Genomic DNA, 24,304 nt, shown 5'->3' on the forward strand with positions numbered 1-24,304 from the left:
CGGACCCGGGTCGGTGTGCGGTGATGGGCATCCTGAACGTCACCCCCGACTCGTTCTCCGACGGTGGCCGCTACCTGGACCGCTCGCACGCCATCGCGCACGGCGTCGCCATGCGGGACGCCGGTGCCGATCTCGTCGACATCGGCGGCGAGTCGACCCGCCCCGGCGCACAGCGGATCGACGCGGACACCGAGTGCGAGCGGGTGCTCCCGGTCGTGCGGGAACTGACCGCCGAAGGCGTGCGGGTCAGCGTGGACACCACGCGCTCCGAGGTGGCCGCGGCTTCCGTCGAGGCCGGCGCGGTCATGGTCAACGACGTCTCCGGAGGGCTCGCCGACCCGCGGATGGCGGCGGTGGTCGCCGAGTCCCGGGTGCCGTGGGTGCTCATGCACTGGCGCGGGCACAGCGACACCATGCAGCAGCTGGCCGGGTACTCCGACGTCGTCGGCGAGGTCCGCGCGGAGCTCGTCGCCCGGGTGGACGACGCCGTCATGGCCGGGGTCGACCCGGGCCGGATCGTGCTGGACCCGGGGCTGGGCTTCGCGAAGACCGCCGCGCACAACTGGGCGCTGCTGCGCCGGCTCGACGTGCTGGTCGGGCTAGGTTTCCCGGTCCTGGTCGGTGCCTCGCGCAAGCGGTTCCTCGGCGAGCTGCTGGCGTCGGCGGACGGCTCCCCGCGCCGGCCGGCCGGGCGGGACGTCGCGACCGCGGCGGTCAGCGCGCTCGCTGCCAATGCCGGCGCCTGGGGCGTCCGGGTGCACGACGTCGAGTCCACGATGGATGCCGTCGCGGTGAGTGCGGCCTGCCGGCTCGGGGCGTCGCGGGCCGGTTCCTCGCCGGAGGCCGACCGGTGAGCGGCGACCGGATCGAGCTGCGCGGGCTGCGGGTCCGCGGCCACCACGGCGTGTTCGACCACGAGAAACGCGACGGGCAGGAGTTCGTGCTCGATCTCGTCGTGCACGCCGACCTGTCCGCGGCGGCCGCGTCCGACGACCTGGCCGACACCCTGGACTACGGCTCGCTGGCGCAACGGGCCGCGGCGGTCCTCGCCGGCCCGCCGCACGACCTGATCGAGTCGGTGGCCGGTGCCGTCGCCGAGGACGTGCTCGCCTCCGACGCCCGGATCGACGAGGTCGAGGTGACACTGCACAAGCCCACCGCGCCGATCCCGCTGACCTTCGACGACGTCGCCGTCGTCCTGCGGCGGGGCCGGTCGTGACCCGCGCGGTGCTGTCCCTGGGATCCAACCTGGGGGACCGGATCGGGCACCTGCGTGCGGTCGTCACCGACCTCGCAGGCGCGCTCGTCGCCGTGTCACCGGTGTTCGAGACGGCGCCGTGGGGCGTGACCGACCAGCCGGACTTCCTCAACGCCGTCGTGATCGCCGACGACCCGGCCCTCGACGCGTGGGGCTGGCTGCGCCGGGGACAGGCCCTGGAGGACGCGTCGGGCCGCGTGCGCGAGCAACACTGGGGCCCCCGGACGCTGGACGTCGACGTGGTCCAGGTCGACGGTCCGGCCGGCCCGGTCCTGTCCGACGACCTGGAACTGCTGCTCCCGCATCCCGGCACGCCCGAGCGCGGCACCGTACTGCTGCCCTGGCTGATCGCGGACCCGGACGCCGTCCTGCACGGGCACGGCCCGGTCGGCGAGCTTCTGGAACGGCTCGGCCCGCAGGGGCGGGCGGGTGTCCACCGCCGCGACGACCTGCCGCTGGTGACGGCGTGAGCACGCCGGAACCCGGCGGCCGCCGGCCCGGGTCGGGCGAGGATCCGCGACCCACGGTCACCCCGACCCGGTACCGCGATCTCGCCGGGATCGCGGTGGTCGTGGCACTGCTCGGCAACATTCTCGTCGAGCTGACCTATTCGACGCTGCCGCCGCTGCCGGTCGCCGCGGGCGTGACGGCCGGGGTGCTCGGCATCGCCGAGCTCGGCGGCGGGTTCGTGCTGCGCCGCCGGATCGAGCGCCGCGGCGGAGCGCTCCCGGTCCCGGCCCTGGTGGCCGCGCGGGCGGTGCTGCTGGCCAAGGCCTCGTCGATCGGTGGGGCGGTGATCGCCGGCCTGTGGGCCGCGGTGTTGCTGCACACGGTCCCCCGGGCCCCGGTCGTGGTCGCGGCGTTCTCCGACAGCATCGCCGCCGGCATCGGGCTGGCCTGCGCGCTGCTGCTGGTCGGCGGCGCGTTGTGGCTGGAGTACTGCTGCCGCGCGCCGGAGGATCCCGACGACACCGGCGGGGGTGTCCGGCCCACCTGAGGGGTCCGGCCGGGTGTGGGTCTCGCCTCGCACGGCGCGGGTGATCTGTGGACGGTGCCGGAGTTCTCTACGCTGCCGGGCCATGGCCTCTCCCGCCGTCCCGACCGGCCGCTACCCGAAGGCCCCGGTGCCGGCCCCGTCGGCGAAGCGGCGCGGCGTCCTGCTGCCGGTCGTCGGGCTCGTCGTACTCGCCCTGCTGGCCGTCATCACCGTCGGGATCCTGCAGCAGGCGGTCGGGACCGGCGGGGTGGTCGTCGGGACGCTCGCGGCGCTGCTGCCCGTCGTGCCCGTGGTGGCGGCGTTCCTGTGGGTGGACCGCTGGGAGCCCGAACCGCCACGGATGCTGATGGGCGCGTTCCTGTGGGGCGCCGGGTTCGCCGCACTGGTCTCGCTGCTGATCAACACCAGTGCCTCCGCGGTACTCGACGCGGCGGCCGGCCGCGGGGCCGGCGAGCTGTTCGGCCCGATCGTGGTCGCGCCGGTCGTCGAGGAGTTCGCCAAGGGGCTGTTCCTGGTCGGTCTGCTGGCCCTGCGGCGCCGCGAGTTCGACGGGATCGTCGACGGCATCGTCTACGCCGGCATCATCGCCGCCGGGTTCGCCTTCAGCGAGAACATCCTCTACCTGGGGCGCGCCGTCTCCGACCCGGAGACGGCCGGGGTGATCGCCACGCTGTTCGTGCGCGGGATCGCTTCGCCGTTCGCGCACCCGCTGTTCACCTGCATGATCGGCATCGCGGCCGGTGTGGCGGCGACCAGCCGCAGCACCGGTGCCCGCGTGCTGGCCCTGGCCGTCGGCTACCTCGCCGCCGTGGTGCTGCACGCGCTGTGGAACGGCGCCTCGGTGCTGGCCGCCTCGCCGGGCGCGTTCTACCAGATCTACCTGTTCGTGATGGTCCCGATCTTCGCCGGGATGACCATGCTGGTGGTGTTCGCCCGCCGCCGCGAGGCGCGGATCGTCGCCGCCGAGCTGCCCGGGTTCGCGGCCGCCGGCTGGATCGCGCCGAGCGAGGTCCCGCTGCTGGCCCGGATGTCCCGGCGCAGGGGCTGGCGGACCCTGGTCCGCAGGCGGTCAGGGAAGGCCGCGGCGAAGGCCGTCGCCGACTACCAGGCGGCCGTCACCGAGCTCGCCTTCATGCGGAACCGGATCGACCGCGGCGCCGTCCAGGACAGCGCGCACGTGCTGCACGACGAGAAGCTCGCGGCCGTGCTGCGGACCCGGGCGGTCGCCGTCGGGGTCCCGGAGGCGCTGGTGGCGGCCTGGGCGCAGCAACGCCCGTCGGGCTGGGAGCCCCCGCCCCCGGCGGCCCCGGACGGCAGCTTCTCCGGCGCGCACCGCATCCCGACCTTCCCGGACGGCCCGGCAGCGCCCGGTGGCGCCGGTGGTGCGGGTGGCGCCGGTGGTGCGGGGGGCCCGGTCATGCCCGGGCCGGCGGGCCCACCCGCCGCGCCGACCGTGCCCGGCGTGCCCAAGCCGGGTGCCGGCCCGGCGGGGCCCGGAGCACCCGGTGCCGGCTACCGTCCTGCGCCGTCGTCCGCGGAGCCCGGTGAGGGCGTGACCCGGCCGGTCGCGCGCCCGAACGGTCCCGGCCCCACCGACCCGTCGCACCGCGGCAGGCACCACGACGACCCGCGGAACCCCGGCCCGACCCGCCCCCTGCGACGCCCGGAGCGCGATCCGCGCGGGAACCACGGGCAGGACCGCTGACTCACACACCTCGGTGAGGCCGGTCATACGACGCTCACGTGGACCCGGCGCCCGTCTACCCTCGCCTCCGGCACACGGCCGTCGGAGGTCGTGCGCACACCGCGGATTGCCCGACCGGTACCGAGCGGACCGGAGCGGGAGGAAACGGACCTGACTGTGATCGATGCCGACCGCCCTGCGCGGCTCGCCGTCGGCGTGGTCTCCGCCGGACGTGTCGGTTCGGTACTCGGAGCCGCGCTGGCACGCGCGGGCCACCACGTCGTCGCCGCCTCGGGAGTCTCGCGCGCCTCGGTGAAGCGGGCCGCCGAGCTGCTCCCCGACGTACCCCTGCTGCCGCCCGACGAGGTCTGCACGCGCGCGAACCTGGTGCTGCTCGCCGTCCCCGACGACGTCCTGCCCGGCCTGGTCCGCGGCCTCGCGGCCGCCGGGTGTTTCCGGCCCGGCCAGATCGTCGTCCACACCGCGGGTTCCCAGGGCACGTCCGTGCTGGGCCCCGCCGTGGAGCACGGCGTGCTGCCACTCGCGCTGCACCCGGCGATGACCTTCACCGGCCGTCCCGAGGACGTCGAGCGGCTCGCCTCCTGCTGTGTCGGCGTGACCGCCCCCGGTGATGCCGAGGACGGCGACCCCCGCGACGCCGTGGGCTGGAGCGTCGCCGAGGCACTGGTCCTGGAGATGTCCGCCGAGCCGGTGCGCGTGCCCGAGGCCGTGCGCCCGCTCTACCACGCCGCACTCGCGCACGGCGCCAACCACCTGATGACCCTGGTCGGGGACTGCGTCGAACTGCTGGAGACGGCCGGGATCCGGCCCGCAGGCCGGTTGGTCGCCCCGCTGCTGTCCGCCGCGCTGGACAACGCGCTGCGGCACGGCGACCGGGCCCTGACCGGCCCGGTCGCCCGCGGCGACTCCGGCACCCTGCGCACCCACCTGGACCACATCACCGCCGCGGACCCCGACCTGGCCGACGCCTACCGCGCGCTGGCCGGACGCACCGCCCGCCGCGCCGCAGCGGCGGGCCTGCTCGACCAGGCCGCGCTGGACGACGTCGAGAAGACCCTGGAGGAGAAGTGACCCCCGGCTCCACCCGGAACGGCTACGCACCCGGCAGGCTGACCGTCCACTCCGAACCGGCGAAGCTGGCCCCGGTGACCCGCGCCCTGCGCGGCGCCGGGCGCAAGATCGTCCTGATCCCGACGATGGGTGCGCTGCACGAGGGGCACCGGGAGCTGATCCGGCACGCCCGGCGGATCCCGGGCTCCGTCGTCCCGGTCGTGTCGATCTTCGTGAACCCGCTGCAGTTCGCCGCGGGTGAGGACCTCGACCGCTACCCGCGGCCCCTGGAGGACGACCTCCAGGTCTGCCGGGAGGAGGGCGTCGACCTCGTGTTCACCCCGCAGGTCGAGCACATGTACCCGCCGGGCTCCGAGACCCGCATCGCCGCGGGCCCGCTGGGCGACGAGCTGGAGGGCGCGGCCCGCAAGGGGCACTTCGACGGCATGCTGACCGTCGTCGCCAAGCTCCTGCACATCGTCGGACCGGACGTCGCGGTGTTCGGCGAGAAGGACTACCAGCAGCTCACGCTGGTCCGCCGGATGGTCCGCGACCTGGACTTCCCGCTGCGGATCGTCGGCGTGCCGACCGTGCGCGAGGACGACGGCATGGCCCTGTCGTCGCGCAACGCCTACCTCGACCCGGAGCAGCGCAGGGCCGCCGGAGTGCTGTCGCGGGCGCTGGTCGCCGGGACGTCGGTGTCCGCCCGCGGCCACGACGAGGTCCTCGCCGCGGCCCGCGGTGAGCTCGCGTCCGAACCGGACGTCGAGGTCGACTACCTCGAGCTGCGCGACGCCGACCTCGGCCCCGCCCCGGCCTCCGGTGCGGGGCGCCTGCTCGTCGCCGCCCGCGTCGGCAGCACCCGTCTGATCGACAACGTCCCCGTCGCGTTCTGACCAGGAGACCGCCGTGTACCGCACGATGATGAAGTCCAAGATCCACCGCGCGACCGTCACGCAGGCCGATCTGCACTACGTCGGCTCGGTGACGATCGACGCCGACCTGATGGCGGCCGCCGACCTGCTCGAGGGTGAGCAGGTCACGATCGTCGACATCACCAACGGCGCCCGCCTGGAGACCTACGCGATCACCGGCGAACCGGGTTCCGGCGTCATCGGGATCAACGGTGCCGCCGCCCACCTGGTGCACCCCGGGGACCTCGTCATCCTGATCTCCTACGGGTCCTTCGACGAGGCCGAGCTGCGCGAGTACACCCCGCGCGTGGTGTTCGTCGACGCCGACAACCGGGTCGCCGAGCTCGGCGACGACCCCGGCCACGCGCCGGCGGGATCGGGGCTCCTGACCAGCGCCGCACGGTAGTGCTGCTCTGCATCGACGTCGGGAACACCCACGTCTCGCTCGGCCTCTACCCCGAGCCCGACCCGGGTGTCGACCCGTCGTCGCTGACGCCCGAGCCGGTGCACCGCTGGCGGCTGCGCACCGACACCCGGGCCACCGCCGACGAGCTCGACCTGACGATCACCGGGCTGCTCGGCAAGCACTTCGCCGAGGTCGGTGCCGTGGCCGCGCTGTCCACCGTCCCCGGCCCGTCCCGCGAGCTGCGCACCCTGCTCACCCGCTGGTCGGACCGGATGCGGACGCTCGTCGTCGGACCCGGGGTGCGTACCGGCGTCCCGCTGCTCGTCGACCACCCGCGCGAGGTCGGCGCCGACCGGGTGGTGAACTGCCTCGCCGCGCACCACCTGTTCGGTACCACCGGCGTCTGCGTCGATCTGGGAACCTGCACGAACGTCGACGTGGTCTCCGCCCGCGGCGAGTTCCTCGGCGGCGCGCTCGCACCGGGGATCGACATCGCGATGCAGGCACTGGCCGAGCACGCGTCCTCGCTGCGTCCGGTGGACCTGGTCGAACCGCGCTCGGTGATCGGCCGCACGACCGTCGAGGCGGTCCAGGCCGGCGTGCTCTACGGCGCCGCAGGCCAGGTCGACGGGCTCGTGCGGCGGATCGTCGCCGAGCTGGGCCCGGCTGCGGCGCCGGTCACCGTCGTGGTCACCGGGGGCCTCGCCGACCTGGTCCACGGCCGCGCCGACACGATCACCCACCACGTCCCGGACCTGACCCTGCACGGTCTGCGGCTGACCCACCTGCGTCACCACCGGCCGCGCTGACGGGCGTAGAGCGCCCTTGATCCTGCACGAACCGGCGATCACGGGTCGTGGCAGCGACCGCGGTCGGCCGGTTGCTGGGAATCTGCTGGTAACGTCTTCCCTGTGGAGGCGACCGTGGACAGTGTCGGCCGTATCGTCGTGCCGAAGCAGCTGAGAGACGCCCTCGGCCTCGTGCCCGGGGCGACGGTCGACGTCTCCCGGTACGGGGCCGGTCTGCAGCTGGTTCCGGTCGGCCGCACGGCCCGGCTGGTCGAGGAGGACGGTGTCCTCGTCGCCGACGGTGACACCGGGATCGACGACGACGACGTGTTCGGCCTGATCGACGCCGGTCGCCGGTGACGGCGCTGGCGCTGGACACGAGCGTCGCCGTCCCGTTGCTGGTCCGGACGCACGGCGCGCACGCCGCCGTCGTCCGGTGGTGGCGGCGCCGTCCGGTGGTCCTGGCCGGCCACGCCCTCGCGGAGACCTACTCCGTGCTCACACGGCTGCCCGGCGACCTACGGCTCGCGCCGGCCGACGCCGCACGGCTGCTCGACGAACGCTTCGGGCCGCCACTGCTGCTCCCGGACGACGTGGCCGCCGAACTTCCTGCAGTGCTCGCCCGCAGCGGTATCGCCGGCGGTGCCGTGTACGACGCGATGATCGGTCTGTGCGCGGCGGCCCACGACGCGGTTCTCGCGACCCGGGACGCCCGCGCCCGCGGGACCTACGACGCCGTGGGCACGCGGTCGGTCGTCGTCGGGGGGTGAGGCCCGGGCGCTCGGGGGTGCGCCGATAGCCTGACCTGCCGTGAACACTCCCGGCACCCCGACCGCCCCCGATCCCGAGGCAGACCTTCCCGAGCAGATGCGGGTGCGCCGGGCCAAGCGCGCGGAGCTGCTGGCCGCCGGCACCGAGGCCTATCCGGTCGAGGTCGCACGTACGCACACCCTGCGCCAGGTCCGTGACGCGCACCCGGACCTCCCCGCGGACACCGCGACCGGCGAGAAGGTCGCCGTCGCCGGCCGGGTGATCTTCGTGCGCAACACGGGGAAGCTCTGCTTCGCGACGCTGCGCGAGGGTGACGGCACCGAGCTGCAGGCGATGCTGTCCCTGGACCGGGTGGGCGCCGAGGAGCTGGCCCGCTGGAAGTCCGTCGTCGATCTCGGCGACTTCGTCCTCGTCCGGGGCGAGGTGATCACTTCCCGGCGCGGCGAGCTCTCGGTGCAGTCCGACGAGTGGTCGATCGTGTCGAAGTCGGTCCGCCCGCTGCCCACGGTGCACAAGGAGCTCTCGGAGGAGAACCGGGTCCGGCAGCGCTACGTCGACCTGATCCTGCGCCCGCAGGCCCGCGAGACCGTCCGTTCACGCTCCACGGTGCTGCGGACCGTGCGCGACGTGCTCACCGACCGCGATTTCATCGAGGTCGAGACGCCGATGCTGCAGCTGCTGCACGGCGGCGCGACCGCGCGCCCGTTCGTCACGCACGCGAACGCCCTGGGCTCCGATCTGTACCTGCGTATCGCTCCCGAGCTGTTCCTGAAGCGCTGCGTGGTCGGCGGTATCGAGAAGGTCTTCGAGCTGAACCGGGTGTTCCGTAACGAGGGTATCGACTCCACGCATTCGCCGGAGTTCGCGATGCTCGAGGCCTACCAGGCGTACGCCACCTACGACGACATGGCGGTCCTGACCCGCGAGCTGATCCAGTCCTCGGCGCGGGCGCTGTTCGGCTCGACGGTCGTGAAGCACCAGGACGGGACCGAGCACGATCTGGGCGGTGAGTGGCGCTCGGTCACGATCTACGGTTCGGTCTCCGAAGCCGTCGGCCGGGCTGTGACGCCGGACACGGAACTGTCCGAACTGCAGGAGATCGCGGCGCACCACGATGTCGACGTCACCGAATACCCGACGCCGGCGGAGATCGTGCTGGAGCTGTTCGAGAAGCTCGTCGAGCACACCCTGATCGAGCCGACGTTCGTGCGGGACTTCCCGGTCGAGGTACGGCCGCTGACCCGGGCGCACCGGGACGACCCGCGGCTCTCGGAATCCTGGGACCTGGTCGTGTTCGGCGTCGAGCTGGCGACCGCATACTCCGAGCTGGTGGACCCGGTCGAGCAGCGGGAACGTCTGCAGGCCCAGTCCCTGAAGGCCGCGGCGGGCGACCCGGAGGCCATGCAGCTCGACGAGGACTTCCTGCGGGCCATGGAGTACGGCATGCCGCCCACCGGCGGTATGGGCATGGGGGTCGACCGGCTGCTGATGACGCTGACCGGGCTCGGCATCCGGGAGACGATCCTGTTCCCGCTCGTGCGTGGTGAGTCCTAGACGTACGAATTCGTCACCTCCCCCGGCTGCGACACGTGGCCGGGGGACGTGGCATATCGCGGCCCGAACGAGTGGGATTCGGCTCGTTTTCCCAATGCTGCCGACCCTCGGTCGACGCGGCGAACATTTCTCGGCTAGTCTTCGAATCGAGTCGGTTCCGGTGATCCGCGTGGCCTCACCATTGCGTCCAGGTATTGCGGTTATACCGCAGGCGTACCTGCCGGGCCGGTTCGCCCGTGAACATGCACGGCCATTCCAAGGAGGCTGCGACGATGGCGCAGATCAAGGAGGTCCGGCTCGTCGACGATCTGACCGGTGACGCGGCGGACGAAACGATCGAGTTCGGGATCGACGGTCGGAACTACGAGATCGACCTGTCGAACGACAACGCGAAAAAGCTGCGCGACGTGCTCGCCGACTACGTCGCCGGAGCCCGCCGCGCGGCGGGCGGCCCCGCCCGGCGTCGTGGTGGTTCGTCGAACTCGGCGGCCCGCCGCCCGTCGGTGGACCGCGAGCAGAACCAGGCGATCCGCGAGTGGGCCCGCAAGCGCGGCATGAAGGTCTCGGACCGCGGCCGCATCCCGGCGGAGGTTCTCGAGGCCTACCACCAGGAGAACTAAGGCTGGCCTCACCCCGGGCGGCGGGTGAGGGGTAGCGTGGCGAAGGCCCCTTCCCCACCCGCTCCCGGGAGGCCGCCCTCATGGCACGTCGTGTCACCGAGCTCCAGGTGCTGCGCACCGTGAGCCTGAGCCCGCACATGGTCCGAGTCGTCGCCGGTGGTGACGGCCTCGCGGCCTTCCCGCGGACCGAACACACCGACCGTTACGTCAAGATCCTGTTCCCGCTGCCCGGTGTCGAGTACCCCGAGCCGCTGGACATGGACGTCGTGCACGCCGAGTACCCGCGCGAGCAGTGGCCGGCGCAGCGCACCTACACGGTGCGGTCGCTCGACCACGACGCAGGCGAGATGGTCATCGACTTCGTGCACCACGGCGACACCGGCCTCGCCGGGCCGTGGGCCGCCTCCGCGCAGCCCGGCGACCGGCTGCGGATGCTCGGCCCCGGCGGCGCCTACGTCCCCGATCCCGATGCGGACTGGCATCTGTTCGTCGGCGACGATGCCGCCCTGCCCGCGATCTGCGCCGCCCTCGAGCGCCTCCCGGCCGATCGGCCCGCGCTCGCGGTCCTGCAGGTCGACGGCCCCGGGGACGTGCTCGGGCTGCCGGCGCGGGCCGGGACGACCGTGCAGTGGCTGTACCGCTCGGAGGCCGGTGGCGACCCGGAGAGCACGCAGCTGCCCGACGCCGTGCGCGCCCTGACCTTTCCGACGGGTCGGGTGCACGCCTTCGTGCACGGTGAGGCGATCGCCGTCCGGGACCTGCGCCGCCACCTCACCCGCGAGCGCGGGATCGCCAAGGACGACCTGTCGATCTCCGGCTACTGGCGCCGTGGCCGCGACGAGGAGGGCTTCCGCGAGTTCAAGGCCGCCGAGCGAACCGAACAGGAAGCCGCCCGGCCGGTGGGGTGAACCCGGCCGGGAACACGCGGGACGGCACACGTGTTACGTCGGCATGCCTCCCGGTGCACGTCAGGTGGAGGCGCAGGCCCCCCTGCGACCGATACAGTGGTATGAGGCCTACCCGCGAGGGGCGGCCTGGCGCGGTGTCACGCGAGGGCGCAGTGTTTGACGAGGGCGCAGTGTCGGACCCGGTGCGCCGGGACTTCACGGAGATGCTGGTCGCGCCGTACGTGAGGCGCAGCAGGCAAGGAGTGCGAATTGTTCGAGAGGTTCACCGACCGAGCGCGACGTGTTGTCGTCCTGGCCCAGGAAGAGGCCCGGATGCTCAACCACAACTACATCGGGACCGAGCACATCCTCCTTGGCCTGATCCACGAGGGTGAGGGCGTCGCCGCGAAGGCGCTCGAGTCCCTCGGAATCGCTCTGGAGGGCGTGCGGCAGCAGGTCGAGGAGATCATCGGCCAGGGCCAGCAGGCCCCGTCCGGGCACATTCCCTTCACGCCCCGGGCGAAGAAGGTGCTCGAGCTGTCGCTGCGCGAGGCGCTGCAGCTCGGGCACAACTACATCGGCACCGAGCACATCCTGCTCGGCCTGATCCGCGAGGGCGAAGGCGTCGCGGCTCAGGTGCTGGTCAAGCTGGGAGCCGACCTCAACCGTGTCCGCCAGCAGGTGCTGCAGCTGCTGTCCGGCTACCAGGGCAAGGAGCCGACCGAGAGCGGCACCGGAGGCAGGGGCGAGGGCACGCCGTCGTCGTCGCTGGTGCTGGACCAGTTCGGTCGCAACCTCACCCAGCAGGCCCGCGAGGGCAAGCTGGACCCGGTCATCGGCCGGGAGAAGGAGATCGAGCGGATCATGCAGGTCCTCTCCCGGAGGACCAAGAACAACCCGGTGCTGATCGGCGAGGCCGGCGTCGGCAAGACCGCCGCCGTCGAGGGCCTGGGGCTGGCGATCGTCAAGGGCGAGGTCCCGGAGACGCTCAAGGACAAGCAGCTCTACACGCTCGACCTGGGCTCGCTGGTCGCCGGTTCCCGCTACCGCGGCGACTTCGAGGAGCGCCTCAAGAAGGTGCTCAAGGAGATCCGCACCCGCGGCGACATCATCCTGTTCATCGACGAGATCCACACCCTGGTGGGTGCGGGTGCCGCCGAGGGCGCGATCGACGCCGCCTCGATCCTCAAGCCGATGCTCGCCCGTGGTGAGCTGCAGACCATCGGCGCGACCACGCTCGACGAGTACCGCAAGTACGTCGAGAAGGACCCGGCTCTGGAGCGTCGTTTCCAGCCGATCCAGGTCGCCGAGCCGAGCGTCACGCACACCATCGAGATCCTCAAGGGTCTGCGTGACCGGTACGAGGCGCACCACCGCGTCACGATCACCGACGAGGCGCTGTCCTCGGCGGCGACCCTGGCCGACCGCTACATCAACGACCGCTTCCTGCCGGACAAGGCGATCGACCTGATCGACGAGGCCGGCGCCCGGATGCGCATCCGCCGGATGACCGCGCCGCCGGACCTGCGGGAGTTCGACGAGAAGATCGCGAACGTCCGCCGGGACAAGGAGTCGGCGATCGACGCGCAGGACTTCGAGCGGGCCGCGCACCTGCGCGACCAGGAGAAGACCCTGCTCGGCGAGAAGGCCGAGCGCGAGAAGCAGTGGAAGTCCGGTGACCTCGACGTGGTCGCCGAGGTCGACGGTGAGCAGATCGCCGAGGTGCTGGGCAACTGGACCGGCATCCCGGTGTTCAAGCTGACCGAGGAGGAGACCACCCGGCTGCTGCGCATGGAGGACGAGGTCCACAAGCGCATCATCGGCCAGGAGGACGCGGTCAAGTCGGTCTCGCAGGCCATCCGGCGTACCCGGGCCGGTCTGAAGGACCCGAAGCGCCCGTCCGGCTCGTTCATCTTCGCCGGTCCGTCCGGTGTCGGTAAGACCGAGCTGTCCAAGGCGCTGGCGAACTTCCTGTTCGGCGAGGACGACGCGCTCATCCAGATCGACATGGGCGAGTTCCACGACCGCTACACCGCCTCGCGGCTGTTCGGTGCCCCTCCCGGGTACGTCGGCTACGAGGAGGGCGGCCAGCTCACCGAGAAGGTGCGGCGCAAGCCGTTCTCGGTGGTGCTGTTCGACGAGATCGAGAAGGCGCACCAGGAGATCTACAACACACTCCTGCAGGTGCTCGAGGACGGCCGTCTCACCGACGGTCAGGGCCGCACGGTCGACTTCAAGAACACCGTGCTGATCTTCACCTCGAACCTGGGTACCCAGGACATCTCGAAGGCCGTGGGACTGGGCTTCTCGTCGGGCAACGACGAGGCGTCGAACTACGAGCGGATGAAGACCAAGGTCAACGACGAGCTGAAGAAGCACTTCCGCCCGGAGTTCCTCAACCGTATCGACGACATCATCGTCTTCCACCAGCTCAACCAGGACCAGATCATCGAGATGGTCGACCTGATGATCGGGCGGGTGGAGACGCAGCTGGCCAACAAGGACATGGCCATCGAGCTCACCGAGAAGGCCAAGCGACTGCTGGCCCGGCGTGGGTTCGACCCGGTCCTCGGTGCGCGGCCGCTGCGCCGGACGATCCAGCGCGAGATCGAGGACCAGCTGTCGGAGAAGATCCTCTTCGGCGAGCTGGAAGCCGGTCAGATCGTGCTGGTCGATGTCGAGGGACTCGACGAGGACGCTCCGGAGGACTCGAAGGCCCACGACGACAAGGCGCACTTCACCTTCCGCGGTGAGCGCAAGCCGTCGGAGCCGGTGCCGGACACTCCGCCGACCGCGCTGGCGGGCGGCGAGGAGTCCTGAGGTAGCCACAGGCTCGCGCAGGGCCCGTCCCGGATCCGTCCGGGGCGGGCCCTTTCGCATGTCAGGCCGGGAAGTCCGCGCAGGCGACGACGAGGTCCGCCCGGGCCCTCCCGGCCGCGACCAGCCGGGCGTTCGGCTCGTCGGTGGCCTCGACCCAGGCCCGCGCCCGCTCCGGGTTCTTGCCGAACCGGACGTGCCGGGCCACCAGCCGTTCGAGCCGCAACGCCTCGTCGGTCTCGTGGAACCACACCTCGTCGAACTCCGCGCGGACCGCGCGCCACCGGGGCGCGTCGACGAGCAGGTAGTTGCCCTCGCTGACGACCAGCCGGCACGCCGGGTGCACCGGGACCGACCCGGCGACCGGCTGTTCGATCTCCCGGTCGAAGGCCGGGGCGTACACCGGCGGGTCCCCGGCCCCCGGGGTGTGCCGGAGCCGCCGCAGGAACTCTGCGTACCCGGACGCGTCGAACGTGTCCGGGGCGCCCTTGCGGTCCCGGCGGCCGAGCCGATCCAGCTCGACGTCGGCCAGGTGGAAGCCGTCCATCGGGACGTGCGCGACCCAGTCCGCCGCCAGGCCGGCCGGGGGAGCGGCAGCCAGCGCCCGGACCAGGGCGTGCGCCAGCGTCGTCTTGCCGGCCCCCGGCGCGCCCGCGACGCCGAGCAGCCCGCGGCGCCGCCCGCCGGCGAGCGTCCGCGCGCGTCGCACCAGCTCGTCGAACCGCTCGATCCGCTCCGGGCCCGCTGTCACGCCGTCATCGTCGCAGGGGCACTAGGTTCGCCCTCATGAGCTCGGTGCGGCCGGTGCCGGAGACGCGGCTGATGTCCGGCGACCGGCTGTCCGCCGACGACGCCGCGCACACCCTGCGCCGCTACGGCCTGCGCCACCTGCTGGGCACCGGGTTCCTGCGCTTCCGTTACGGCGACGGCTTCTCGCACGCGCGGGCGTTCGGGATGCAGCTCGCCCTGGCTGCGGTGCCGCTGATCATCGCCGGGATCGGGCTCTCGGCCGCGGCCGGTGCCGTGGGTGCGTCCGAGGTGGTGGCCCGCACGGTGCTCGCGCTGTCCCCGGGCACCAGCGACGAGCTCGTCGCGCAGGCGGTGACCGGCAGCGACCCGGATCCCGCGGAGGCCGGGGAGGACCCGGAGCGCGACGACACCCCGGCCGGAGAGCGCGGTGAGATCGTGCTCGGGCTCGGCCTCGTGACCGCGTTCGCGGCCGCGACGTCGGCGTTCGCCCAGCTGGAGCGGGGTGCGAACCGGATCTACGGCACCGAGCGGGACCGGCCGGCCCTCGCCAAGTACGCCCGGGCGGCGCTGCTCACCGCGACCGCCGGGGTGGCGATGGCGAGCGGGCTGCTGCTGATCGTCGCGGGGGAGCCGTTCGGGGACGCGGTGCGCGAGGTCTACCGGTGGGGGCCGGGCGCCGAGACCGTGTGGGACGTGGTCCGCTGGCCGGTCGGGCTGACGTTGCTGGTCGTCGCCGTCACGGCGCTGCTGCGGTTCGCCCCGCGCCGCAACCAGCCGGGCCTGTCCTGGCTCGCCGTCGGCGCCACGGTCACGGTGCTGGCCTGGCTGGCCGGGTCCGGGCTGCTCGCGCTCTACGTCGCCGTCGCGGACACCTTCGGCGAGACCTACGGCCCGCTCACGGCCGTGATGGCGCTGCTGATCTGGGCGAACGTCACCGGGATCGCGTTGCTCGCCGGAGTCGCGCTGGCGGCCCAGCTGGAGGCCGTCCGGGCGGGGGAGGACGATCCGCGCCTGCTCGACTCCGACGACGACGGTATCCCCGACTCCACCGACCCGCGCTGAACCGGGCGCGGCCCGTGCGTCGCGTCAGCGCTCGACGGGGCACCAGCGCAGCTCGTCGCGGCGCGGATCGCCGGAAGGCAGTGTGTGCCGCAGCCGGCGCCGGAGCTCGTCGTCGGCCTCGCCGGCCCGGACGAGCGTCCACAGCGCGTCCGGGTCACCGGAGCGCAGCACCGCCGAACGGGTCGCGACGAGCAGGTGCTCCCGCTCGGCCCGGACCGCCGGTGACTCGGACACCGGCAGCAACGGGCCGCGGGCGGCCTCGGCGGCGGCGTCGCGCACCCGGCCGTCGCGCAGCGCCTCGCGCAGCCGCAGGAAGTCGGCGTCCACCCGGGCCGCCAGCCGGTACGGCTGGGTCCGCACGGTGTCCTCGCCGAGGTGCCGGCGCAGCCGGTGGATCTCGGCGCGGACGGTGATCGGACGGCCCCCGTCGCCGTAGAGGGCGACGGCGAGCTGGTCGGCGGTCATGCCCTCCGGGTGCAGCGCGAGCAGTGTGAGGACCTCGGCGTGGCGCAGCCCGAGTCGGACCGCCCGGCCGGCCCGGCGGGCCACCGCCGTCCGCGCGCCGAGGAACGGCAGGGTCAGGCCCGGCAGCACTGGCCCGTCCGGCGCCGGCAGCCGGAGCAGCCAGCCCTCGCCGAGCGGCTCGAGCAGGCCCTCCACCGGCGTCGACGTCCCGCCCTCGATCCCGTGGTCGACCAGCACCCGGTCGCCCCGCTCCGGCAGCGTCACCCGTTCCGGGAAGCGGCCGGCGGGGTGCGCGGCGAGCACCCGCCCGCGGGGCGACAGCAACGCGCCCGGGACGCCGCCCAGCCCGGCCAGGTGTGGCAGGTTCGTCGCCCGCAACCGCTCGTCGCGCTGGGCGGTCAGCGTGGCCAGCCGGTGCTCGGCGAGCCGGGCGGCCGCGGTGACCAGGGACAGCGTCATCGGGTGGAACGTCTCCTCCGGCCCGGTGACGTCGACGGTGCCGATCAGCCGTCCGGTCTCCGGGTCGTGCACGGGGGCGGCCGCGCAGGTCCACGGGTGGTACGCGCTGACCAGGTGCTCGGCCGAGTGGATCCGGACCGGGCGGTCGTCGGACAGGGCGGTGCCCATCGCGTTGGTCCCGATCGAGTCCTCGCTCCACCGGGTGCCCTCGACCAGCTCCACCCGCTCGGCCCGGCGCAGCACCTCGCGGGCGCCCTCGCGCCAGAGGATGCACCCGCGCTCGTCGGTCACGATCATCATGTGCCGGGCCTGCTCGGCCGCGTCGACGAGGGTGTCCCTCAGCACCGGCAGGGCCGCGGCCAGCGGGTGCCCCGCACGCAGCTCCGGCACGTCGTCCTGACGGTAGGTGTGGCGCGGCCGGGCCCGGTCCGGGTCGACGGCGGCGGCCAGCGACCGCTGCCAGGACGCCCGGATCTCCGGCCGCACCCCGGGATCGGGTGCGCCGGTGAGCACGGCGTCGCGGACGCGTTCCAGCCGGCCCCGGTCCCATGTCACGCAGCGACTATACGGTTAGCGCAGCCTTGCCTGAATCGAAACCGCGTCATCGGTACTGGCCATGGGGTGAGGTTCCGCATCTGCGTGCAACTCGACTGCAACTCCCGTCTTCCTAGTGTCCGTCGTCACGCGCACTCCCGACGGGAAGGACCAACGATGGCCATCTACGCAGCCCCGGGTCAGCCGGACAGCGTCGTCTCGTTCAAGCCCCGCTACGACCACTTCATCGGAGGCGAGTACGTCGCGCCGGCGAAGGGGCAGTACTTCGAGAACCCGACCCCGATCACCGGTGAGAACTTCACCGAGATCGCCCGGGGCACCGCCGAGGACGTCGAGAAGGCCCTCGACGCCGCGCACGCCGCCGCACCCGCCTGGGGTAGGACGTCCGTCGGCGAGCGGGCGAACATCCTGAACAAGATGGCCGACCGGATCGAGGCCAACCTCGAGGCCGTCGCCATCGCCGAGTCCTGGGAGAACGGCAAGGCCTGCCGGGAGACCCTCGCGGCGGACATTCCGCTGGCGATCGACCACCTGCGCTACTTCGCCGGCGCGATCCGGGCCCAGGAGGGCAACCTCTCCCAGATCGACGAGGACACCGTCGCCTACCACTTCCACGAGCCGCTCGGCGTCGTCGGACAGATCATCCCGTGGAACTTCCCGATCCTCATGGCGATCTGGAAGCTCGCCCCGGCCCTGGCGGCAGGCAACGCGGTCGTCCTCAAGCCGGCCGAGCAGACACCGGCCTCGATCCACGTACTGATGGACCTGGTCGCCGACCTGCTCCCGCCCGGTGTCGTGAACATCGTCAACGGCTTCGGGGTCGAGGCAGGCAAGCCGCTGGCGTCGAACAAGCGCATCTCGAAGATCGCCTTCACCGGTGAGACCACCACCGGCCGGCTGATCATGCAGTACGCCTCGGAGAACCTGATCCCGGTCACCCTGGAGCTCGGCGGCAAGAGCCCCAACGTCTTCTTCGACGACGTCGCCGCCAAGCAGGACGACTTCTACGACAAGTGCCTCGAGGGCTTCACGATGTTCGCCCTCAACCAGGGCGAGGTCTGCACCTGCCCGTCGCGTGCGCTCATCCAGGGCGGCATGTACCAGGAGTTCCTGGAGCAGGCCGTCAAGCGGACCGAGCAGATCAAGCAGGGGCACCCGCTCGACACCGACACGATGATCGGTGCGCAGGCCTCGAACGACCAGCTGGAGAAGATCCTCTCCTACATCGACATCGGCCGGCAGGAGGGCGCCAAGGTCCTCACCGGTGGTGAGCGGGCGGACCTGGGCGGCGAACTCTCCGGTGGCTACTACATGAAGCCGACCATCTTCGAGGGCGACAACTCGATGCGGATCTTCCAGGAGGAGATCTTCGGCCCGGTCGTCTCGGTCGCGAGGTTCACCGACTACGACGACGCCATGAAGATCGCCAACGACACGCTCTACGGCCTCGGCGCCGGCGTGTGGAGCCGCGACGGCGGCACTGCTTACCGGGCCGGCCGGGACATCCAGGCCGGTCGGGTGTGGGTGAACAACTACCACCAGTACCCGGCGCACGCCGCGTTCGGCGGGTACAAGCAGTCGGGCATCGGCCGCGAGAACCACAAGATGATGCTCGACCACTACCAGCAGACCAAGAACCTGCTGGTGAGCTACTCGCAGAAGGCGATGGGCTTCTTCTGATGCCGCAGCCGGACAGCGTCACCCCGGAACGGGTGGCGCTGACCCCGGCAGCCGCCGAGCTGCTCGTGAAGCTCACCGACCTGCACGGCCCGCTGATGTTCCACCAGTCCGGCGGTTGCTGCGACGGCAGCGCTCCGATGTGCTACCCGGACGGTGACTTCAAGCTGGGCGGCTCGGACGTCCACCTCGGTGATCTTCGGGTGGACGGGTTGGAGAAGCCGATCGGTTTCTGGATGTCGGAGTCGCAGTACCAGTACTGGAAGCACACCCATCTCACCGTCGACGTGGTGAAGGGCCGTGGCAGCGGGTTCTCGGTCGAGGCGCCGGAGGGCGTCCGGTTCCTGATCCGTTCCCGGCTGTTCTCCGACGACGAGTGGCGAGCGCTCGAACCGCGCGAGAACTGACCCACCACGGGCCCGGGCCCCGGGCCCGTGGTGGCCGCATCCGAGGAGGACGCCGATGTCCGAACCGCACACCCTGCGTGGCCTGATGGGGCTGCCGGCCGACCCGGCCCCGCTGTCCCGTTCCGCGCTGATCATGATCGATCTGCAGAACACCTACACCGAGGGCGTGATGCGCCTGGAGAACGTCGAGCCGGCGCTGGAGGAGGCCGCCACGCTGCTCGACCGGGCCCGCTCGGCCGGCGCCAAAGTGATCCACATCCGGCACGACGCCGGTGCGGGCAGCCCGTACGACGTCACCGCCCCGATCGGCGCGATCCACGCCTCGGTCGCCCCGCGCGACGACGAGGCGGTCGTGGACAAGAACTTCCCCAGCGCGTTCGTGCACACCGGCCTGGCCGACCTGCTGGAGGGCCACCAGGACCTCGTGCTCGCCGGGTTTATGACGCACATGTGCATCAACTCCACCGCGCGCAGCGCGTTCAGCAACGGGTACGTGCCGACGGTCGTCGCCGCCGCGACCGCGACCCGGGACCTGCCGGGCGTCGACGGCACCGTCCCCGCCGCGCAGGTCCACGCGGCCGCGCTGGCCGGACTCTCGGACCTGCCCGGCATCGTCGTCCCGGACCACAGGTCGGTCCCCGACTGAGCTGAGCCCCGGGCCGGCGCCCCGGACGCCCCCCGGTGTGCCCCTCGTGCCAACGGCCCGTGCGGACGGAGGCGGCCGGATTCGCCGCGGCCCCCTTCCAGCCGTAGCAACCCCGGTTCCTCGCCGGGCCGGCCCGCGGTCCGAACTGCTCCGGTGTGCCCGTGGATCGAACTACTCCGGTGTGCCCGTCGTGGACGCGCGGTCCGTGAGTACGCGGCACAAGCTGTGCCGGGGTGGCGGGCTGCTGCGAGGGGTACCTCAGCGCGCTCGTCACATGATCGAACAGTTCTGGCGTGCCCCTCGCGCCCGGGCGAGCGGTCCGGGGCACCGGTCGCCCCGGCGAGCGGTCGGGCTAGATGGCCGTGTCGATCGCCGAGTCGATCGCGGTCAGGGCGGCCGCGGCGGGGGCGGCGATGCCGATGCCGCGGCCGTGCCGGACCTCGGGCTCGCGCACGTTGATCCGCACCAGCGCGCCGGTCGCGGCCGCGGCCAGCTCCGAGCGGCGGCGCACGGTCGGGAGTGCGGTCCCCGCCCCGAGCTCGACGACGGCGACCCCGGACCGGTGCTCCGCCAGCCAGTCCACGTGCCGCTGCAGCGCGGATGCGGCGTGGGAGTCGTCCCACCCGAAGTCGCCGAACATCAGGATCGCCGGCCGGGCGAGCCCGTCGCAGCCGGGGCAGCGCGGCAGCGGGCCCACCGCCCGCATGGTGTCCTCGTCGACCGGCACCTCGACGTCGTCGGCCGGCCACACGCCGTACCCGCACAGCCGCAGGCACTGCAGGTGGTGGATGGAGCCGTGCACCTCGGCGACGTCGCCAGGGGCGAAACCGGCCCGCTGGAAATGACCGTCCACGTTGGAGGTGAAGACGGTCGTCGGGAGCCGCTCGGCCCAGCGCCGCAGTACCGCGAACCCGGGGTGCGGGACGGTCCGCCGGTACAGGTGCAGCCGGTGCCCGTAGAAGCCCCAGGCGAGCTCCGGGTCGTCGGCGAAGTGCTCCGGGTCCGCGAGCTCGGTGAACCGCATGCCGAGCCGGGCGTACGGCGGGTAGGCCCGCCAGAAGCCCTCGTCGCCGCGGAAGTCCGGCAGGCCCGAGTCGACGCCCATCCCGGCGCCCGCGGTGACCAGCAGCGCGTCCGCGGTACGCAGCAGGGCGGCCGCCGCGGTGATCTGTTCGGGGAACGCCGTGGCGACCTCGCGGGCCTCGATCAGGACTCCGCCGCGACCTGCTCGAGATCGACGACCTCGAACTCGAGCAGCGAGGCACCGGTCGCCACCGGCTTCGGCGAGCGCTGACCGGCGTGCGCCTCCGCGGCGGGCCCCTCGCGCCACGCCTGGAACGCCTCCTCGGTCTCCCAGTGGGTCACCACGAAGTACCGGTCGTCGCCGGACACCGGGCGCAGCAGCTGGAACGAGATGAACCCCGGCTGCCCGTCGACGGCGTGCAGGCGGTTGGCGAACCGCTTCTCCAGCTCAGGGCCAGCGTTCTCCGGAACCTCGATCGCATTGATCTTCACTACGGCCATGGCGGCCACATTAGTCCTGCCCCGCCTCGTCGACGCGCATGCGCCAGGCGTCACCGATGAGCTCGGCCAGCCGGTCGACGGCGACCCGCTCCAGCCGGACCAGGACCAGCGGCCACCGCTCGTAGCCGGGGGCGCCGAAGAACAGATCGGGCTCGCCGAGCAGCAGCGCCTGCTTCTCTGCCTCGTCGCCGACGTACAGGACGGCCACGTCGGTACGGATCACCCGCCGCGAGCCGGGCACCCGCTCCGGGTACGACCACACGAACCCCTTGCCGCGCACCCGGAAGTCGAACCCGTCGCTGGGGATCTCCACGACGCCGTCCAGCCCGAGGGCGATCCGGCGCAGGTCGTCGGAGTCGGCCATGCGTGCAGCCTAGGGTCGGGTGCCGAGCACCTCGGTCTCCCCGGTCCGCGAGTCGTGCAGCTCGACCGCCATGATCCGTGCCCGGACCGGCGCCACCGGATGCAGCAGCGCGAACGCCTGCGCGGGGCACCCGGTCGCCAGGACCACGTGCGGCAGCCACGAGCCGGGCAGGTGCGCCGCGTGCGCGCCCCGGACCCGGCCCGCCAGCGCGTCGTGCACCGCGGTGTGCACGGCGAGGACCTCCGGGTCGGTGACGGCGGCGAGCACCAGCGCGTCGTCGTCGCCGGTGACGGAGCCGAGCGTGGCCAGCCACAACGCCGGCAGCGCCACCAGCCGCAGCTCCGCGACCAGGGCGTCGTGCCCCGGCCGGCCGACGGTCCCCGCGGCGGCGACGGTCACGTGCGGGGTGCCGGTGGGTGTGGGGATCCCGGCGTCGCGGAGCCGGGCACGCAGCGACTCCAGGCCGGCCAGGGCCTGCGGGTCGAGCCGGAACCGGACGGTGCTCGGCATCAGGCGGGCAGTGCGAAGCGGCCGTCGTCGGTCTGCTCGGCGAGGCCGTCCACCAGCAGCGAGTGCAGGCAACGGTCGCGCTGGCCCGCGTCGGACCAGACGGCGTCGAGCGCGATCCGCTCGACCGGGCCGGGCGCCGTGCGCAGCACGTCCATCAGCTTGCCGCGCACCTGACGGTCGGTCCCGGCGAATCCCTGGACCGGCTTGCGCGGGCCGTCGTAGGCAGGCTTGCCGGCGGCGACCCAGGCGCACCGGTCGAGCGCGGGACAGGATCCGCAGCGTGGGGTACGGGCGGTGCACACCACCGCGCCCAGCTCCATCAGGCCTGCGGAGACGACGGCGGCCTCGGCGTCGTCGCGGGGGAGCAGCGCATCGACGTCGGCGAGATCGGCCCTGGTCCGGGCGGGCCCGGCGTCGCCCTGGCCGTGCACGGCCCTGGCCACCACGCGGCGCACGTTGGTGTCGACGACGGGTGCGCGCAGCCCGAACCCGAACGCGGCCACCGCCCGCGCGGTGTAGGAGCCGACACCGGGCAACGCCTCGAGGGCGTCGACGTCGGACGGGACGGCGTCGCCGTGCTGCTCGGCGATGGCGGCGGCGGCGTCGTGCAGGCGGATCGCGCGCCGCGGGTAACCCAGCTTGCCCCAGGCGCGCAGCACGTCCGCCCGCGGTGCGGCGGCCAGGTCCGACGGCACCGGCCAGCGCCCCATCCAGTCCTGCCAGACCGGCTCGACCCGAGCGACCGGCGTCTGCTGGAGCATGAACTCGCTGACGAGGACGCCCCACGGGGTGGTCCCCGGGCGTCGCCACGGCAGGTCCCGGGCCTGGGCCCGGAACCACGGGAAGATCAGCTCGGCCAGCACCCGACCAGTGTCGCGCCGGGGCGTCTGCGGCCCACCGAGGGGGCAGCGGTGGCGCACACGAGCCGACCCGCGGTGGCCGATCGAGCTGCGCACGCGGCCGTTCGGCCGGCGTGGTCGTCGTCTGTGGAGTGTGGCGTTCGCGTCGCGTGTGCCCCGCGCCGGAACGGGTGATCATGACGGGGCCTGGGCCCTGGTTCCGAGGAAGATCACCGCGGGTGGGTCGGAGACCTGTCCGGGTGGTCCGGACGGCGCCCCGATCAGGGACGACCGGCAACCGCTGGTGCGCGGGAACCACGCGACCGCGGGACGTCGTCGTCCGTCCGGGACCCACCCTTCCCTCGCCCGGGTGGACCTGGGGCGACCTGCCCGGCCCCGGCGCGGCGGTGGCGACTTCGAGTAACCGCCGATCTACCGTGAGTGACGTGTTGGACCCGGTGGGACCCCTGCCGGCGTCGGTGTACTGGCGTCGGCGCGCAGTCGCGGTCGGCGGCGCCCTGCTGGCGTTCCTCGTGATGCTGTGGCTGACCACGTGGCTGCTGATCCCCAGCGGCTCCGACCTGCCCACCGACACCGCAGCGCACTCCGCACCGGACACCGCGGTGGCGGCTCCCCAGCCACCGGCGGCCCCGGCCCCGCCCGCCCCGGCTTCCCCCGCTCCGGCCGCCCCGGGCGCCCCGAACACGCCGCTCCCCGGCCCCACCGATCCCGGTGCTCCCCCCGGGACGGCGGGAGCGCCCCCCGGGCCCGCGGCCCCGACCGCGGGCCCGGGGGACGAGACGGTCCGTCCCGACGACACACCGCGGCCGTCGGTACTGGTCCCGGAGGCCGCACCGTCGCCGCCGACGGGCCCGGTCCCGTGCGCCGACGGGATGATCGAGGTGCGCGCGGAGACCGGCGCGCCCACGTACCCGGCGGGTGCCCGGCCGGAGCTGCGGCTCGTCGTCACGAACACGTCCGGGCAGCCCTGTGTGCGGGACCTGGACGGTGCCGAGCAGGAGATCGCCGTGTGGAGCGGGGACGGCGCGGAGAAGCTCTGGTCGTCCAACGACTGCGTCAACCCGGCCACCGAGGACCTGCGCACGCTGGTCCCGGGTCAGCCGGTGGCGTTCGCGGTGACCTGGAGCGGGCTCGGCTCCGAGGCGGGCTGCGCCGCCGAGCGGGACCGGGTGGCGCCGGGCGGGTACCGGGTCCTCGCCCGGCTCGGCACGGTCGTCAGTGAGCCGGTGCCCCTGCTGATGAGCTGAGCCGAGGCGTC

General features: G+C 73.1%; 27 protein-coding genes. 20 read left to right on the plus strand and 7 right to left on the minus strand.

Annotated elements, in window-relative coordinates:
* The first annotated feature begins 23 nt into the window (after positions 1–23).
* The 15 genes from folP to JOF36_RS05115 all read left to right on the plus strand — a co-directional run bounded on the left by folP (position 24) and on the right by JOF36_RS05115 (position 13,770).
* Positions 24–854 (plus strand): dihydropteroate synthase, encoded by an 831-nt coding sequence (gene folP / locus JOF36_RS05045; protein WP_210025249.1) that lies wholly within the window; start codon positions 24–26, stop codon positions 852–854.
* Positions 851–1,219, plus strand: a complete 369-nt coding sequence (folB, locus tag JOF36_RS05050; protein WP_210025250.1) for a dihydroneopterin aldolase — start codon at positions 851–853, stop codon at positions 1,217–1,219. Before folP ends, folB begins: the two co-directional genes overlap by 4 nt.
* Positions 1,216–1,728, plus strand: a complete 513-nt coding sequence (folK, locus tag JOF36_RS05055; protein ID WP_210025251.1) for a 2-amino-4-hydroxy-6-hydroxymethyldihydropteridine diphosphokinase — start codon at positions 1,216–1,218, stop codon at positions 1,726–1,728. Before folB ends, folK begins: the two co-directional genes overlap by 4 nt.
* A complete protein-coding gene (locus JOF36_RS05060) occupies positions 1,725–2,255 on the plus strand; it encodes a DUF3180 domain-containing protein (protein ID WP_210025252.1) in 531 nt (176 codons plus the stop codon). Before folK ends, JOF36_RS05060 begins: the two co-directional genes overlap by 4 nt.
* Before the next feature lie 82 nt (positions 2,256–2,337).
* A complete protein-coding gene (locus JOF36_RS05065) occupies positions 2,338–3,960 on the plus strand; it encodes a PrsW family intramembrane metalloprotease (RefSeq protein ID WP_210025253.1) in 1,623 nt (540 codons plus the stop codon).
* Positions 3,961–4,119: 159 nt separating this feature from the next.
* The gene (locus JOF36_RS05070) at positions 4,120–5,031 is read left to right on the plus strand and encodes a Rossmann-like and DUF2520 domain-containing protein (RefSeq protein WP_210035140.1); all 912 of its coding nucleotides are present in this window, start codon (positions 4,120–4,122) and stop codon (positions 5,029–5,031) included.
* Complete coding sequence (panC, locus tag JOF36_RS05075; RefSeq protein ID WP_210025254.1) at positions 5,028–5,906, plus strand: pantoate--beta-alanine ligase; 879 nt, start codon at positions 5,028–5,030, stop codon at positions 5,904–5,906. The genes JOF36_RS05070 and panC overlap by 4 nt, the downstream gene beginning before the upstream one ends.
* Positions 5,907–5,919: 13 nt before the next feature.
* The gene (gene panD / locus JOF36_RS05080; protein WP_210025255.1) at positions 5,920–6,330 is read left to right on the plus strand and encodes an aspartate 1-decarboxylase; all 411 of its coding nucleotides are present in this window, start codon (positions 5,920–5,922) and stop codon (positions 6,328–6,330) included.
* Positions 6,330–7,139, plus strand: coding sequence for a type III pantothenate kinase (locus tag JOF36_RS05085; protein ID WP_210025256.1), 810 nt, complete (start codon positions 6,330–6,332; stop codon positions 7,137–7,139). The genes panD and JOF36_RS05085 overlap by 1 nt, the downstream gene beginning before the upstream one ends.
* Before the next feature lie 114 nt (positions 7,140–7,253).
* Complete coding sequence (locus JOF36_RS05090; protein ID WP_210025257.1) at positions 7,254–7,478, plus strand: AbrB/MazE/SpoVT family DNA-binding domain-containing protein; 225 nt, start codon at positions 7,254–7,256, stop codon at positions 7,476–7,478.
* The gene (locus JOF36_RS05095; protein WP_210025258.1) at positions 7,475–7,888 is read left to right on the plus strand and encodes a type II toxin-antitoxin system VapC family toxin; all 414 of its coding nucleotides are present in this window, start codon (positions 7,475–7,477) and stop codon (positions 7,886–7,888) included. The genes JOF36_RS05090 and JOF36_RS05095 overlap by 4 nt, the downstream gene beginning before the upstream one ends.
* 97 nt (positions 7,889–7,985) lie before the next feature.
* Entirely contained in the window at positions 7,986–9,443 is a 1,458-nt protein-coding gene (gene lysS, locus JOF36_RS05100; RefSeq protein ID WP_210035148.1) for a lysine--tRNA ligase, read from the plus strand.
* A 272-nt stretch (positions 9,444–9,715) separates the two neighbouring features.
* On the plus strand, positions 9,716–10,063 hold the full coding sequence (locus JOF36_RS05105; protein WP_210025259.1) for a histone-like nucleoid-structuring protein Lsr2: 348 nt from the start codon (positions 9,716–9,718) through the stop codon (positions 10,061–10,063).
* A gap of 80 nt (positions 10,064–10,143) precedes the next feature.
* Positions 10,144–10,971 carry a siderophore-interacting protein gene (locus JOF36_RS05110; RefSeq protein WP_210025260.1) on the plus strand — a complete coding sequence of 276 codons (828 nt, stop codon included), beginning with the start codon at positions 10,144–10,146 and terminating at the stop codon, positions 10,969–10,971.
* A gap of 249 nt (positions 10,972–11,220) precedes the next feature.
* The gene (locus JOF36_RS05115; protein ID WP_210025261.1) at positions 11,221–13,770 is read left to right on the plus strand and encodes an ATP-dependent Clp protease ATP-binding subunit; all 2,550 of its coding nucleotides are present in this window, start codon (positions 11,221–11,223) and stop codon (positions 13,768–13,770) included.
* Between the two features lie 61 nt (positions 13,771–13,831).
* Here JOF36_RS05115 and JOF36_RS05120 read toward each other — a convergent pair whose 3' ends face one another.
* A complete protein-coding gene (locus tag JOF36_RS05120) occupies positions 13,832–14,497 on the minus strand; it encodes a nucleoside/nucleotide kinase family protein (protein WP_210035150.1) in 666 nt (221 codons plus the stop codon).
* A gap of 56 nt (positions 14,498–14,553) precedes the next feature.
* Between JOF36_RS05120 and JOF36_RS05125 the strand changes: the two genes are divergently transcribed.
* Positions 14,554–15,579: a YihY/virulence factor BrkB family protein gene (locus JOF36_RS05125; protein WP_210025262.1), complete on the plus strand. Its 1,026-nt coding sequence runs from the start codon at positions 14,554–14,556 to the stop codon at positions 15,577–15,579.
* 24 nt (positions 15,580–15,603) lie between these two features.
* Here the strand turns inward: JOF36_RS05125 and JOF36_RS05130 are convergent, their stop codons facing one another.
* Positions 15,604–17,058, minus strand: coding sequence for a GAF domain-containing protein (locus tag JOF36_RS05130; RefSeq protein WP_210025263.1), 1,455 nt, complete (start codon positions 17,056–17,058; stop codon positions 15,604–15,606).
* 156 nt (positions 17,059–17,214) lie between these two features.
* Between JOF36_RS05130 and adh the strand changes: the two genes are divergently transcribed.
* The 3 genes from adh to JOF36_RS05145 are packed head-to-tail and all read left to right on the plus strand — an operon-like array spanning position 17,215 to position 19,788.
* Positions 17,215–18,738 carry an aldehyde dehydrogenase gene (adh, locus tag JOF36_RS05135; RefSeq protein WP_210025264.1) on the plus strand — a complete coding sequence of 508 codons (1,524 nt, stop codon included), beginning with the start codon at positions 17,215–17,217 and terminating at the stop codon, positions 18,736–18,738.
* Positions 18,738–19,142 (plus strand): DUF779 domain-containing protein, encoded by a 405-nt coding sequence (locus JOF36_RS05140; RefSeq protein WP_210025265.1) that lies wholly within the window; start codon positions 18,738–18,740, stop codon positions 19,140–19,142. Before adh ends, JOF36_RS05140 begins: the two co-directional genes overlap by 1 nt.
* Before the next feature lie 55 nt (positions 19,143–19,197).
* Complete coding sequence (locus JOF36_RS05145) at positions 19,198–19,788, plus strand: cysteine hydrolase family protein (protein ID WP_210025266.1); 591 nt, start codon at positions 19,198–19,200, stop codon at positions 19,786–19,788.
* Positions 19,789–20,140: 352 nt separating this feature from the next.
* Here the strand turns inward: JOF36_RS05145 and JOF36_RS05150 are convergent, their stop codons facing one another.
* From JOF36_RS05150 to JOF36_RS05170, 5 genes are read right to left on the minus strand one after another with little or no spacing between them, the layout of a single operon-like run.
* The gene (locus tag JOF36_RS05150; RefSeq protein ID WP_372447444.1) at positions 20,141–20,956 is read right to left on the minus strand and encodes an SIR2 family NAD-dependent protein deacylase; all 816 of its coding nucleotides are present in this window, start codon (positions 20,954–20,956) and stop codon (positions 20,141–20,143) included.
* A 38-nt stretch (positions 20,957–20,994) separates the two neighbouring features.
* The gene (locus JOF36_RS05155; RefSeq protein WP_210025267.1) at positions 20,995–21,312 is read right to left on the minus strand and encodes an antibiotic biosynthesis monooxygenase family protein; all 318 of its coding nucleotides are present in this window, start codon (positions 21,310–21,312) and stop codon (positions 20,995–20,997) included.
* Positions 21,313–21,322: 10 nt separating this feature from the next.
* On the minus strand, positions 21,323–21,676 hold the full coding sequence (locus JOF36_RS05160; protein ID WP_210025268.1) for an MmcQ/YjbR family DNA-binding protein: 354 nt from the start codon (positions 21,674–21,676) through the stop codon (positions 21,323–21,325).
* Between the two features lie 9 nt (positions 21,677–21,685).
* Complete coding sequence (locus JOF36_RS05165; RefSeq protein ID WP_210025269.1) at positions 21,686–22,186, minus strand: 2'-5' RNA ligase family protein; 501 nt, start codon at positions 22,184–22,186, stop codon at positions 21,686–21,688.
* Positions 22,186–23,049, minus strand: coding sequence for an HhH-GPD family protein (locus tag JOF36_RS05170; RefSeq protein WP_210025270.1), 864 nt, complete (start codon positions 23,047–23,049; stop codon positions 22,186–22,188). Before JOF36_RS05170 ends, JOF36_RS05165 begins: the two co-directional genes overlap by 1 nt.
* 422 nt (positions 23,050–23,471) lie before the next feature.
* Between JOF36_RS05170 and JOF36_RS05175 the strand changes: the two genes are divergently transcribed.
* Positions 23,472–24,293: a hypothetical protein gene (locus JOF36_RS05175; RefSeq protein WP_210025271.1), complete on the plus strand. Its 822-nt coding sequence runs from the start codon at positions 23,472–23,474 to the stop codon at positions 24,291–24,293.
* Positions 24,294–24,304: the final 11 nt, after the last annotated feature.

This window comes from Pseudonocardia parietis (genome assembly GCF_017876315.1).
In the GTDB taxonomy this organism is placed as follows: Bacteria; Actinomycetota; Actinomycetes; order Mycobacteriales; family Pseudonocardiaceae; genus Pseudonocardia; species Pseudonocardia parietis.